Annotated in this window: 8 protein-coding genes; 3 read left to right on the forward strand and 5 right to left on the reverse strand. The window is 71.4% G+C overall.

Annotation, left to right across the window (positions count from 1 at the left end; all coding sequences use genetic code 11):
* Nucleotides 1–161: 161 nt before the first annotated feature.
* Both ACIRPT_RS02010 and ACIRPT_RS02015 read right to left on the reverse strand, forming a co-directional pair.
* Entirely contained in the window at nucleotides 162–1,979 is a 1,818-nt protein-coding gene (locus tag ACIRPT_RS02010) for an ABC transporter ATP-binding protein (protein ID WP_403820765.1), read from the reverse strand.
* Nucleotides 1,976–3,793, reverse strand: a complete 1,818-nt coding sequence (locus ACIRPT_RS02015) for an ABC transporter transmembrane domain-containing protein (RefSeq protein WP_403820768.1) — start codon at nucleotides 3,791–3,793, stop codon at nucleotides 1,976–1,978. The genes ACIRPT_RS02010 and ACIRPT_RS02015 overlap by 4 nt, the downstream gene beginning before the upstream one ends.
* A 244-nt stretch (nucleotides 3,794–4,037) precedes the next feature.
* Between ACIRPT_RS02015 and ACIRPT_RS02020 the strand changes: the two genes are divergently transcribed.
* Together ACIRPT_RS02020 and ACIRPT_RS02025 are read left to right on the forward strand one after the other, a co-directional pair.
* Nucleotides 4,038–4,784 carry a L,D-transpeptidase family protein gene (locus tag ACIRPT_RS02020; RefSeq protein ID WP_403498198.1) on the forward strand — a complete coding sequence of 249 codons (747 nt, stop codon included), beginning with the start codon at nucleotides 4,038–4,040 and terminating at the stop codon, nucleotides 4,782–4,784.
* A gap of 206 nt (nucleotides 4,785–4,990) precedes the next feature.
* Nucleotides 4,991–6,409 carry a cation:dicarboxylate symporter family transporter gene (locus tag ACIRPT_RS02025; protein WP_403820772.1) on the forward strand — a complete coding sequence of 473 codons (1,419 nt, stop codon included), beginning with the start codon at nucleotides 4,991–4,993 and terminating at the stop codon, nucleotides 6,407–6,409.
* Between the two features lie 51 nt (nucleotides 6,410–6,460).
* On the opposite strand, the gene ACIRPT_RS02030 is transcribed toward ACIRPT_RS02025, so the two are convergent.
* The gene (locus ACIRPT_RS02030) at nucleotides 6,461–7,906 is read right to left on the reverse strand and encodes a Gfo/Idh/MocA family protein (protein ID WP_403820775.1); all 1,446 of its coding nucleotides are present in this window, start codon (nucleotides 7,904–7,906) and stop codon (nucleotides 6,461–6,463) included.
* Nucleotides 7,907–8,249: 343 nt separating this feature from the next.
* On the opposite strand from ACIRPT_RS02030, the gene ACIRPT_RS02035 reads away from it, so the two are divergent.
* Nucleotides 8,250–9,626, forward strand: coding sequence for an alpha-amylase family protein (locus ACIRPT_RS02035; RefSeq protein ID WP_403820777.1), 1,377 nt, complete (start codon nucleotides 8,250–8,252; stop codon nucleotides 9,624–9,626).
* 42 nt (nucleotides 9,627–9,668) lie between these two features.
* On the opposite strand, the gene ACIRPT_RS02040 is transcribed toward ACIRPT_RS02035, so the two are convergent.
* Nucleotides 9,669–12,599, reverse strand: coding sequence for an FAD-binding and (Fe-S)-binding domain-containing protein (locus tag ACIRPT_RS02040; RefSeq protein WP_403820780.1), 2,931 nt, complete (start codon nucleotides 12,597–12,599; stop codon nucleotides 9,669–9,671).
* A 32-nt stretch (nucleotides 12,600–12,631) separates the two neighbouring features.
* Entirely contained in the window at nucleotides 12,632–13,087 is a 456-nt protein-coding gene (locus ACIRPT_RS02045; protein ID WP_403498207.1) for a MarR family winged helix-turn-helix transcriptional regulator, read from the reverse strand.
* Between the last annotated feature and the right edge of the window lie 32 nt (nucleotides 13,088–13,119).

Here is a 13,119-nt window from a genome sequence, read left to right on the forward strand (position 1 = left end):
TTGTTTGGGGGCGGGGGGGCGCCGCCCCCGGGCCCCCCCGGGCAAACACGCCCCCGGCGCCCCCCGCGCCCCCCCCCCCGGCCCCCGCCCCCGCGAGGACTGCCGCACCCGCGGGCCCAAGGCCGGTGCGGCAGACCCGACGGCCACCACGGCGGTGACCGTCACCCGTGCCACGACCGCCACAGCGCCGCATACGCCCCCTCGGCGGCCACCAGCTCATGGTGACTGCCCAGTTCGCTGATCCGGCCCTCCTCGACGACCGCGATCAGATCCGCGTCATGTGCGGTGTGCAGCCGGTGCGCGATGGCCACCACCGTGCGGCCGTCCAGCACCTTGCCCAGCGAACGTTCCAGATGGCGGGCCGCCCGCGGGTCCAGCAGCGACGTGGCCTCGTCCAGCACCAGCGTGTGCGGGTCGGCGAGTACCAGCCGGGCCAGCGCGATCTGCTGGGCCTGCGCGGGAGTGAGCGCATGGCCGCCGGAGCCGACCTCGGTGTCGAGGCCCTCGTCCAGTGCCCCTGCCCAGTCGTCGGCGTCCACCGCCCGCAGCGCCGCCCATAGTTCGGTATCCGCCGCCTCCGCGGGGGCCTCCTCACCCGAGAGAAGTCGGGAGTGGGGGAGGGCGAGCAGCAGATTGTCGCGGAGCGAGCCCACGAAGACGTGATGCTCCTGGTTGACCAGCGCCACATGCGCGCGGACGCGTTCGGCGGGCATCTGCGACAGCTCGGCGCCGCCCAGGGTGACGCTGCCGGTACGCGGTCCGTAGATGCCCGCCAGCAGCCGGCCCAGCGTCGATTTGCCCGCGCCGGACGGGCCGACCAGCGCCAGCCGGCTGCCGGGGCGGACCTGGAGCGAGATGTCGTGCAGCACATCGACCCCGGCGCGGTAGCCGAAGCGCACCTCGTCCGCGCGGACGTCCCGGCCGTCGGGCGTCACCCGCTCGTCCGCGGCCTCCGGCTCGATCTCCCGCACGCCCACCAGCCGCGCGATGGATACCTGCGCCACCTGCAGTTCGTCGTACCACCGCAGGATCATGCCGATCGGCTCGATCATCATCTGCGCCAGCAGCGCACCCGTGGTCAGCTGACCGGGCGTCAGCCAGCCGTGCATGACGAAGGCGCCGCCGAGCAGCAGCACCGAGCCGAGGAGCAGCACATGCGTCACATTGACGACGGGGAAGAGCACCGATCGCAGATACAGCGTGTACCGCTCCCACTGCGTCCACTCGCGGATCCGGCGCTCCGACTGGGCGATGCGGCGGGGGCCCAGCCGGTGCGCCTCGATGGTGCGTCCCGCGTCCACGGTCTCGGCGAGCGCGGCGGAGACGGCGGCGTATCCCGCGGCCTCGGAACGGTAGGCGCCCGGCGCGCGCCGGAAGTACCAGCGGCAGCCGACGATCAGCAGGGGCAGCGCGATGAGGACGGACAGCGCGAGCGGCGGCGCGGTGACGGTGAGCCCGCCGATCAGCAGCGCGATCCACACCACGCCGATGGACAGCTGAGGTACGGCCTCGCGCATCGCCTCGGCCAGCCGGTCGATGTCCGTGGTGATACGGGAGAGCAGATCGCCGGTGCCGGCCCGTTCCAGGACGCCCGGCGGCAGTGCCACGGACCGTACGAGAAAGTCCTCGCGCAGATCGGCCAGCATCTGCTCGCCGAGCATCGCCCCGCGCAGCCGTACGGTCCGTACGAACAGGGTCTGCGCGGCCAGCGCGAGGGCGAACAGCGCGAGGGTGCGGGCGAGGGGGATGTCGCGGTGGCCCGCGGAGAGGTCCTCGACCAGCCCGCCCAGCAGGTAGGGGCCGACCATCGAGGCGATGACCGCGGCGGCGTTCACACCGACCAGGAGGGCGAAGGCCCGCCGGTGACGGCGGATCAGGCCGGTGACGTAGCCGCGCACGGTCGCCGGGGAGCCGACGGGCAGGGTCGTGGTGGTCTGCGGGGCGTCCGGATCGTGCTCCGGCGGCGCCAGGCCGATCATGCGGTCTCCTCGAGCTGTGCGGGGGCTTGGTGTCCGGGTGGGGCGAGCGCCGGGCGGGCCGGTGCCTCGTCGGTCTCGCGGGTGACGACGGCGCGGTACTCGGGGTGGGTGCGCAGCAGTTCGCGGTGGGTGGCGGTGCCGGCGACCTTGCCGGCGGGGAGGAAGACCACGTCGTCGGCGCGGTCCAGCAGGAGGGGGCTGGAGGTGAGGATCACCGTCGTACGGCCGGTGCGGATCTCGCGCAGGCCGTCGGCGATCCGCGCCTCGGTATGGGAGTCGACGGCGCTGGTCGGCTCGTCCAGCACCAGGACCGTGGGGTCGGTGACGAGGGACCGGGCCAGGGCGAGGCGCTGGCGCTGGCCGCCGGACAGCGACCGGCCGCGTTCGGTGATCCGGGTGCGCATCGGGTCCCCGGAGTCGTCGACGGACGCCTGTGCCAGCGCGGTCAGTACATCGCCGCACTGCGCCGCGGCCAGCGCCTGCGCCGTGCCCACCCGTCCGGATGCCGGTACGTCGAGGAGCTCTCCGAGGGTGCCGGAGAGCAGGACGGGGTCCTTGTCCTGGACGAGGACGGCCCTACGGGCTTCGTCGCGTGGGAGATCGTCCAGCGGGGTGCCGCCGAGGAGGACGGACGACAGGGGTCCGGCATCCTCGTCCGGCTCGGGGGCGTGCCCGCCGAGGCGTTCGGCGAGGCGGCCCGCGGCGTCGGGGTCGCCGCAGACCACCGCGGTCAGCCGGCCGGCCGCGACGGTCAGGCCGCTGACGGGGTCGTGCAGATCGCCGTCGGGTGTGGTGTGGCCGGCGGCCTTGCCTTCGGCGGGCCGGGTCAGGGCGAGCACCCGTGCCGCGCGCTTCGCCGACGGTTTGGAGAAGGAGTAGGCCATCGCGATCTCTTCGAAATGGCGGAGAGGGTAGAGCAGGAAGGCGACCGCGCTGTAGATGGTGACGAGCTCGCCGATGGCGATCCGGCCGTCGAGGGCGAGCCGGACGCCGTACCAGACGACCGCGATCAGCAGCAGGCCCGGGAGCGCGACCTGGACGGCCGAGATCAGGGACCACATGCGGGCGCTGCGAACGGCGGCCTTGCGCACCTCCTGAGAGGCGCTGCGGTAGCGGCCGAGGAAGAGTTCCTCGCCGCCGATGCCGCGCAGTACGCGCAGCCCGGCGACGGTGTCGGACGCCAGCTCGGTCGCCCGGCCCGCCTTTTCGCGCTGGGCGTCGGCGCGGCGGGCGGCGGGCGGCAGCAGCGGCAGTACGGCCAGTGCCAGTACGGGCACGCCGAGGGCCACCACGACGCCGAGGGCGGGCTGATAGACCACCAGGGCGACGCAGACGCCGACGGAGGTCAGTGCCGCGGCGCCGAACCGGGAGATCGCCTCGACGAACCAGCCGATCTTCTCCAGGTCACCGGTGCTGACGGCGACGATCTCGCCGGCCGCCACCCGCCGGGTCATGGCCGAGCCGAGCTCGGTGGTCTTGCGGGCGAGCAGTTGCTGCACCCGGGCGACGGAGGTGATCCAGTTGGTGACCGCCGAGCGGTGCAGCATGGCGTCGCCGAGGGAGACCAGTACCCCCAGGAACACCATCAGGCCGCCGGACAGGGCCAGTTGGCCGCCGTCGTGGTCCACCACGGCCTGTACGGCGATGCCCACCGGCAAGGGGAACGAGGCCACCGCGCCGGTGTGCACCAGCCCCCATAACAGGGCCTTGGCCTGCCCGCCGAGCTGCTGTCTGTAGAGCCACCGGAGAAATGTGCCGCCGGTCCGGACGTCCGGGATGCCGGGGTCGGGGTGCGGAAGGTCGCGAATGTGCATGATGTCCAAGGCGTGTCGAGGGCGGTCGTTCCGGCCGACGGGGAGCGGTGCGGCGGGCGGGAACGCGTGGGGGAGTGGGAGGGGAGGGGGGAGCCGGAGCGGAAGATGGAAGGTTGGCCTGCCGGGCGTGCCGATTTCAAACGGTTTTCCGTCGCCGGCGCGGGTATCGGGCCAATCGTGTGGGACGCGTACACGACGGGCGGGTGCTGAAGGTTCGTCGGCCTTGCGGTGCGACGATGTGGCCATGCGAATTGCGGGCAGTGCGATGCGGGTGGCGGCCGTGGCCGCGGGGCTGGTGCTTCTGGCGGGCTGTGGGGGCGGCGCGAGCGGCGGGGACGGCAAGGACGACGGCGCGGGCAAGAAGGAACGGCCCGGCGGCCCGGCGCGCGGCGCGTCGGCCACCACCCACCTCAAGGACATCCCCGAGGTCGGCAGCGCCCTGCGGTCGCGGATCCCGGCCGATTCCCGGCAGGTCATCGCCGTCTACGGGCAGGACGTGGACTCCGCCGAGTCCACCGTCGTGCTCTATGAAAAGGGCGCCCAAGGCTGGGACCGCAAGGCGATGTGGGCCGCGCACAACGGCCGTCACGGCTGGACGCTGAACCACCATGAGGGTGACAAGCGCAGCCCCATCGGTGTGTTCTCGCTGACCGACGCGGGCGGCGTCCTCGCGGACCCGGGTGCCCGTCTGCCGTACACGCACTCGCAGGAGTTCACCCCGCCCTCGTACTGGGACAAGGGCACCCGGCACGACTTCGACTATGTCGTGGCCATCAACTACAACCGCGTCAAGGGCACCTCACCGCTGGACCCGACGCGCCCCCAGGGGCAGACCAAGGGTGGCGGGATCTGGATGCATCTGGACCACGGAAGCGGGACCTCCGGCTGCGTCAGCGTTCCCAAGGAGGCGATGACGGCGCTGCTGCGCGCCCTCGACCCGGCGCGGCACCCCGTTGTGGTGATGGGGGACAAGGAGCACCTCTCGGGCTGAGTGCGTCGCCCGCCCGGCGAGGGCGGAGGTGGCGGGCGGGGCAAAGTGCGCCTAGCGGGACAGTCGGGCGGCCGCGGCTTGGATCAAGCTCCAAGATTTCGCGGGAAGTTACACGGGCCTCTTTCGTGCGGAACGCCAGACGGCGATAGTGACGGACCGCGGAAGTTCATTTCCGTATGACAGAAACCGTCCACGGAGGAGTGCCCGTGCCGCACGCCAACGGAACCCTCATACGCCGCGCCGGCCGTCTGCTGCGCACCAGCCTGTTCGCGCAAGTGCTCATCGCCCTCGCACTCGGCGTCCTCGTCGGACGCCTCTGGCCGGGGGCGGGCTCGTCGCTCCAGCCGCTCGGCGACGGCTTCGTCCGGCTGATCAAGGCGATGATCGCCCCGCTGGTCTTCTGCGTCGTCGTCGCCGGCATCACCAAGGCCGGCGACCTGAAGGCCTTCGGCCGCATCGGCGTCAAGGCCCTGATCTGGTTCGAGGTCGCCACCAGCATCGCGCTGGTCGTCGGCCTGCTCGCCGGCAATGTCTTCGCGCCCGGCGCCGGAATGCATGTCGACCCCGCGTCCCTCGACGAGGGCGCGGTGGACGCCAAGACGGGCGGCGGACATCTGCCGTCCGCCGCGCAGTTCGTCCTCGAATCCCTGCCGAACAGCGCGGTCGGCGCCTTCGCCGAGAACTCGCTGCTCCAGGTCCTGGTGCTGGCCTGCCTGGTGGGCGCGGCGCTGCTGCACCTCGGGCAGAAGAAGGTCCCGGCGATCCTGCCGCTGATCGAGCAGGCCCAGGACGTCGTGTTCACCATCGTCGGCTACATCATGAAGCTCGCCCCGCTCGCGGTCTTCGGTGCCACCGCCCATCTCGTCGGCCAGTACGGGCTGGGCGCGATGTCGACCTACGGCAAGCTGATCGCGGTCTGCTACGGCGTCGCGCTGGCCTTCCTCGTCCTGCTCGGGCTCGCCCTCAAGGCGGTCACCGGGCTGAGCCTGTGGAAGTTCGTCCGCTACACCCGCGAGGAACTGCTCCTCGCGCTCGGCACCGGATCCAGCGAAACCGTGATGCCGCGGATGATGCAGAAGCTGCGGGCCGCGGGCTGCCGGGACGATGCGGTGGGCCTGGTGCTGCCGACCGGCTACTCCTTCAACCTCGACGGCGCCTCCATCTATCTCTCCATCGGCACGCTCTTCATCGCTCAGGCCATCGGCGTCGATCTCTCGCTCGGCCAGCAGATCACCGTCGTCCTGGTGCTGATGCTCACCAGCAAGGGCATGGCCGGGGTGCCGGGTTCGGCGTTCCTCGCGCTGTCCGCGACCGCCTCGGCGCTGGGTGTCATCCCGGCCGCCGCGGTCGCCCTGCTGCTCGGCGTCGACCGGATCATGGACTCGATGCGGGTGGCGACCAATCTGCTCGGCAACTGCGTCGCGGTGTTCGCGGTGTCCCGTTGGGAGGGGGCGCTGGACCGGGTGACGGCGAAGAAGGTCCTGAACGGCGAGCTTCCTGCGGAGGCGCCGGTGGATGCGCCGGCGCGGAACGCGGCGATGGACGGTGAGGCGGAGACGGACGAGAACGCGGCCGAGAACGGGGCCGAGCCGGACGGTATCGCCGTCACCGGCGCAGAGAAGTGACCCCGGGGCCCGGCGGACGGCACCGCCCGCCGGGCCCCGACCCGCTGACGCCTACTCCTCCGGTTTCTGCGAATCCATCCCCGGCCGCGCCTTCTTCCACAGCCCCCGGGTGAAGTCGGGAATCTCCTGCGGCGCGCCCTTCGCCTTGATGGAGAGGTCGCTCAGCGGTACCGGTGCCGTCCAGGTCGCCGCGTCATAGACGTCGAAGTCCGGTACCAGGCCCAGCCGCATGCACTGCATCAGCCGGAAGACGAGCATGTAGTCCATGCCGCCGTGGCCGCCGGGCGGATTGGCGTGCTCCTTCCAGAGCCAGTGGTCCCACTCCGCGTATTTCGCGAAGTCGCCCCACTCGTCGTTGCTCTGGTCGGGCTCGATGTAGATCCGCTCGGGGTAGTCCTCGAAGACGCCCTTGGTGCCGCCGAGGCTGTTGATGCGACTGTAGGGGTGCGGGGTGGAGACATCGTGCTCCAGCCGGATCACCCGGCCCTTGGCGGTCTGGACGAGGCTGATCGTCCGGTCGCTCTCGATGTACGACTCCTTCCAGCTCGGGTCGTTCGGCGGCATGTGCTCCTTGCGGTACGCCGCCAGGCCCAGCGCGGGGGTGCCGAAGCTGGAGATCCGGACGGCCCGGTCGCCGCGGTTGATGTCCATGTAGTTGGCCACCGGACCGAAGCCGTGGTTGGGGTAGAGGTCGCCGCGCAGCCGGGTGTGCCAGAGCCGGCGCCACGGGCCCTCGTAGTACTTGGGGTCGAACATCAGGCCGCGCAGATCGTGGTTGTAGGCGCCCGCGCCGTGCAGCAGCTCGCCGAACAGACCGGCATGCGCCATCCGCAGCACCCGCATCTCGTTTCTGCCGTAACAGCAGTTCTCCAGCTGCATGCAGTGCCTGCGGGTTCTTTCGGAAAGATCTACCAGTTCCCACAGCTGGTCCAGGCGCAACGAGATGGGGCATTCCACCCCGACGTGCTTGCCGTTGAGCAGGGCGGTCTTCGCCATCTCGAAGTGCCAGTCCCAGGGCGTGGCCGCGTAGACGAAGTCGATGTCGCCGCGCTTGCAGAGGTTTTCGAAATCGTGGTCGCCGTTTGCGTAGACGGCGGGCGCCGGCTGTCCGGCGTCGGTGACCTTCTTGGCGGCCTTTGCGATCTTTTCCTTCACCGGGTCGCACAGTGCGACGACGCGTACGCCGGGCACCGCGAGAAACAGGTCGATCATGCTCCCGCCGCGGTTGCCGAGGCCGATGAGGCCGACGCGTACGGTGCTGCGCCGCTCGAACGGCACCCCGATCATGGTCTTGCCCTTGGCCTCGGGTGCCGCCGCGGGGGCCGTCGCGGCGCCCGCAGCGGCCGGAGCCGCCGCCGCGGCGCTGCCCGCCGTGAGTCCGCCGATCCCCAGCCCGGCACCCGCCGCACCGGCGGTCCACAGGACCGAGCGCCGGCTCGGTCCCGCCTCGTCGTGCTCGCGGAATGGGTCGTGGTTCTGCTGTTGCGACTCGTTCACCGGTCCTCCTGAGAGCGGTGCGGATGGTGCGCGGGCATACGAACCTCGGTCAGGACCTTGGCGGTTGAGCCACCTGAGGCACAAGAGGGCAAGTTGGACTCTTGGGGCGGCACGCTTGGACTCTTTCACCGCGTTGCAGCAAGAACCGCACAGCTGCATCTTTCGCAAGACACTGAAAAGCCTTGCATTTTCTGGTGCTTGAACCTTGACGTGTCCACGAGCGAAACGGCAGGCTCCGATAGGGAATCCGACATGGATCCGCATCCCCCACGGCGGCCTGGCGCGTGGCTGCTCTCCAGGGCGCGGTGTGCCCTGCCGCGTCCGCTGATGAAGGAGCCGCAAGATGCAGCATCGTTCCCGTGTGCTGGGCGGGGCGCTGGCCGGCGTGCTGGCCGCGGCCGGTCTGGCCACCCTCGCGCCCTGGCCCTCGCAGGCCACCCCACCTGGCGAAAAGACCGTCACGGCCACCATGTTCGAGCGGAAGTTCGCGGATGTCGCGCAGGCCTGCACCGACCAGCTGGGCCCGGCCGGCTACGGCTATGTCGAGGTCTCACCCGCCTCCGAACACATCCAGGGCGGCCAGTGGTGGACCTCGTACCAGCCCGTCAGCTACAAGATCGCCGGTCGGCTCGGCGACCGGGACGCCTTCGCCGCGATGGTGAAAACCTGTCATGGCGCGGGCGTGAAAGTTATTGCGGATGCCGTCATCAACCACATGGCGGCCGGATCCGGCACGGGCACCGGCGGAACGCAGTACAGCAAGTACAACTACCCCGGCTACTACCAGGACCAGGACTTCCACGGCTGCCGTAAGAACATCTCCAACTACGGCGACCGCAACGACGTCCAGACCTGCGAACTGGTCGGGCTCGCCGACCTCGACACCGGCAGCGACTACGTCCGCACCACCATCGCCAAGTACCTCGACGACCTCAGATCGCTGGGCGTCGACGGCTTCCGTGTGGACGCCGCCAAGCACATCTCCGCCACCGACCTCGCCGCCATCAAGGGCAAGATGAGCGACCCCGGCTACTGGGCACAGGAAGTCATCTACGGCTCCGGCGAGGCGGTCCAGCCCGACGAGTACACCGGCATCGGCGACGTCGACGAATTCCGCTACGGCGCGCACCTCAAGAGCGCCTTCCAGGGCGGCAACCTCGCCCAGCTCAAGACCATCGCGGACGGCAAACTCGGCGGCGACAAGGCCCGTACCTTCGTCGACAACTGGGACACCGAACGCAACGGCTCGACGCTCACCTACAAGGACGGCGCCGCCTACACCCTCGCCAACGTCTTCATGCTCGCCTCGCCCTACGGATCCCCGAACGTCTACTCCGGCTACGAGTGGTCCGACAAGGACGCGGGCCCGCCCAGCGGCACCGACGGCTGGACCGACGAACACGCCAAGCGGGAGATCACCGGCCTGGTCGGCTTCCGTAACGCGGTGGGCTCGGCCCAACTGACCGACTGGTGGGACAACGGGGGCAACGCCCTCTCCTTCGGCCGGTCCGGCAAGGGTTTCGTCGCCCTCAACAACGGCGACGGCGAACTCCACCGGACCTTCGCCACCTCGCTGCCCGCCGGCACCTACTGCAATGTCGCCAAGGCCGCGCCGGAGCGCTGCGACGGCAACACCGTCAGCGTCGGCGACGACGGCACGGCGCAGCTGACCGTCCCGGCCCGGAGCGCCGTCGCCCTGCACGTGGGCGCCAGGAGCTGACCCGGCCGCACCCGCCGCGGGAGCGGGCCCCTCGCGCCGCCGTCAGTCCGGCCGAGTGGCCCGCTCCAGCTCCATCAGCACCGAGTGGTACCCCCGCCCGCCGGTCGCCTGATCCATCCCCACCTCACACATCCGGTTCGCCGACAGATGCGCATCGAAGTGCCGCGCCGCGACCTCGGCCGCCTCCTTCGCCGTCGCCGACTCCGTCAGCTCCCGATGCAGCATCCCGCGGTCGCCGGCGAACGCACAGCAGCCCGCCTCGTCCGGCACCACGACCTCCCGGGCACACGCCTCGGCGACCTCCCGCAGCTGTGCCTCGTCCCCCAAGTGCCGCATGGAACAGGTGGGATGGAGTACCGCGGAGCCGACGGTGCGCAGGATCTCCAGGCGTGGCAACAGCTCCTCGGCGGCCCAGACCACGGAGTCGACGATGTTCAGCCCGTCGTGCAGCGCGCGGTTGTCCGGCGTCAGATACGGCACGACCTCGTGGGCGAGGCCGAGCGTGCAGGAGGAGGCGTCCACGACCAGCGGCAGCCGCCCGCCGGCGGTCCAGCCCCAGGCCGCCTCCACGATGTGGTTGGCCATCACCCGGTTGCCCTCGTCGTACCCCTTGGAGTGCCAGATGGTGGCGCAGCACGTACCGGTGACATCCGAGGGGATCCACACCGGACGGCCCGCCCGCCGGGACACCGCCACCACCGCCTGCGGGAGCGAGGGACCGCGGTACCCGGCCGCTTCGCCGAAGATCCGGTTCACGCATGCGGGGTAGTAGACGGCGGCCGCCCCCACCTTGCGGGTGACGGGCAGCGCCCGCGCCGCGGCGCCCGGCATCCCCGGCAGCCACTCGGGCACCAGATCCGGGCGTACGGCCCTGCGGGCGGCGCCGGTCACCGACGCCGGCAGCCGGTCGCCGAGCCGGCCCGCGGTCGCCACCGCAATCCGCGCGGACCGCTCCACGGCCCCGAACCACCGGGCGCACCACGCCGCCGCTCGTTCCTCGCGCGGCGAGTGCCGCCGGTGCCGGAAGTCCCGCATCATCGCGCCGGTGTCGATGCCCACCGGGCAGGCCAGTTTGCAGGTCGAGTCGCCGGCGCAGGTGTCCACCGCGTCATATCCGTACGACGCCAGCAGCTCGTCGTTGACGGGGGAGCCGGGCGGCTGGCGCATCATCTCGCGGCGCAGCACGATCCGCTGGCGCGGGGTGGTGGTGAGGTCCTCGCTGGGGCAGGTCGGTTCGCAGAAGCCGCATTCGATGCAGGGGTCGGCGACCGCCTCGACCGTGGGGATGGTCTTGAGCCCGCGCAGATGCCCTTTCGGGTCGCGGTCCAGCAGGACGCGCGGCGCGAGAATGCCGTGTGGATCGAGGGTCTCCTTGATCCGCCACATCAACTCCGTTGCCCGCGGCCCCCATTCGAGCTCCAGGAACGGTGCGATGTTGCGGCCGGTCCCGTGCTCCGCCTTCAGCGAGCCGTCGAAACGCTGGACGGTCAGCCGGCAGAACTCGTCCATGAAGGAGGCGTAGCGCTCCACATCGCCGGGCTTCGCGGCGTCAAAGGCGAGCAGGAAGTGCAGATTGCCGTGCGCGGCGTGTCCGGCGACCGCCGCGTCGAAGCCGTGCCGGGCCTGGAGCTCCAGCAGGCAGGCGCAGGCGTCGGCGAGCCGGGACGGCGGCACCGCGAAATCCTCGGTGATCAGCGTCGTCCCGGCCGGCCGGGAGCCGCCCACCGCCGTCACAAAGGCCTTACGGGCCTTCCAGTAGCCGCCGATGGTCCCCGCGTCGCGGGTGAAGGCGTTGGTGACGGACGCCACCGGCGCGATCAGCTCCAGCCCGCTCAGCACCCGCTCCGCGGCCTCCTCGTACGCCCGCTGCGCGGCCTCGTCCGGCGCCCGGAACTCCACCAGCAGCGCCGCGCTCTCCTTCGGCAGCTCCGCCCAGTCGGCCGGTACCCCGGCCACCCGCACCGAGGCCCGCAGCGTATTGCCGTCCATCAGCTCCACGGCCCGCGCGCCCGCTGCGTTGAACCCCGGTACGGCCGCGGCCGCGGCGCGCAGCGTCGGGAAGAACAGCAGCGCGCTGGTGGTGTGCCGGTCCAGCGGCAGGGTGTCGAAGACGGTCTCGGCGATGAAGCCGAGGGTGCCCTCGGAGCCGACCATCAGCCCGCGAAGGATCTCCACCGGCGTCGCCCCGTCCAGGAAGGCGTCCAGCCGGTAGCCGTTGGTGTTCTTGATCTCGTACTTGGCGCGGATCCTGGCCACCAGCGCCGGATCCGCCTCGATGTCGGCCTTCAGCGCCAGCAGCCCTGCGCACAGCGCGGGTTCGGCGTGCGCCAGCTCCTCGTCGGCAGCCGGGTCCGCGGTGTCCACGATGGTGCCCGAGGGGAGGACGAGGGTGACGGAGGCCAGCGTCCGGTAGGAGTTGCGGGTCGTGCCGGCCGTCATCCCGGAGGAGTTGTTGGCGACCACGCCGCCCAGCGTGCAGGCGATGGCGCTGGCCGGATCGGGGCCCAGCAGCCGGCCGTACCGGGCGAGGCCGGCATTGGCCCGCGCGACCGTCGTGCCCGGCCGGATCCGGGCGCGGGCGCCGTCGTCCAGCACCTCGATCCCGGTCCAGTGGCGGCGCACGTCCACCAGGATGTCCTCGCCCTGCGCCTGCCCGTTGAGCGAGGTTCCGGCGGCGCGGAAGACGACCTTGCGGCCCTTGCCGTGCGCGTACGAGAAGACGGCGGAGACGTCGTCGACGTCCTCGGCCAGCACCACCACCTGTGGCACGAAGCGGTACGGGCTGGCGTCCGAGGCATAGCGGACCAGGTCGGAGACGGTGCCCAGCACCTTGTCCGGGCCGAGCAGCGCCGTCAGGTCGCCGCGCAGCGGTTCGGGGGTACCGGCGGCGCGCCGGTCGGCCACCCGGTCGTGCGCGGGAGCTGTGGTGGCGGTGGGCCGCAGGGCCTCGGGCGTGGGCTCCAGCAGGGGCATGGCGGGCACTCCTCCGATGACTGTGCGTCAGGTCAGTGCGGTTCACCCGGCCCGTCGACCAGAGTGGACAGCAGACCGCCGAGCACCTCGCGCTGGTCGGCGGTGAGTGGAGCCAGGATCTCCTCCGCCGCGGCCCGCCGCGCGCTGCGCAACGCGCGCAGCGTGGAGCGGCCGGTGTCGGTCAGCTCGATCCGTACCACCCGGCGATTGGCCGGATCGGGCACCCGGCGCACCGCGCCGTGCGCCTCGAGCGCGTCCACCAGCGTCGTCACCGCCCGCGGTACGACCTCCAGCCGCTCGGCGAGATCGGCCATCCGGGGCGGGGTGCCGCGGTAGTGGCCGACGGTGCGCAGCAGCCGGGACTGCGCGGGGGTGAAGGCGATGTCCAGGTGCGCCATATGGCGCTTCTGGGCGCGGTGCATCCGGCGGGTCAGCCGTACCAGCTGCTCGGGGAGGTTGGTGGCGACCGTCGGCTCAGGGATGGGCATACCCCGAGAGTAGCAGGACCTACTTCATTGTG

The sequence above is a fragment of the Streptomyces sp. NPDC101227 genome, from assembly GCF_044767545.1.
GTDB lineage: Bacteria > Actinomycetota > Actinomycetes > Streptomycetales > Streptomycetaceae > Streptomyces.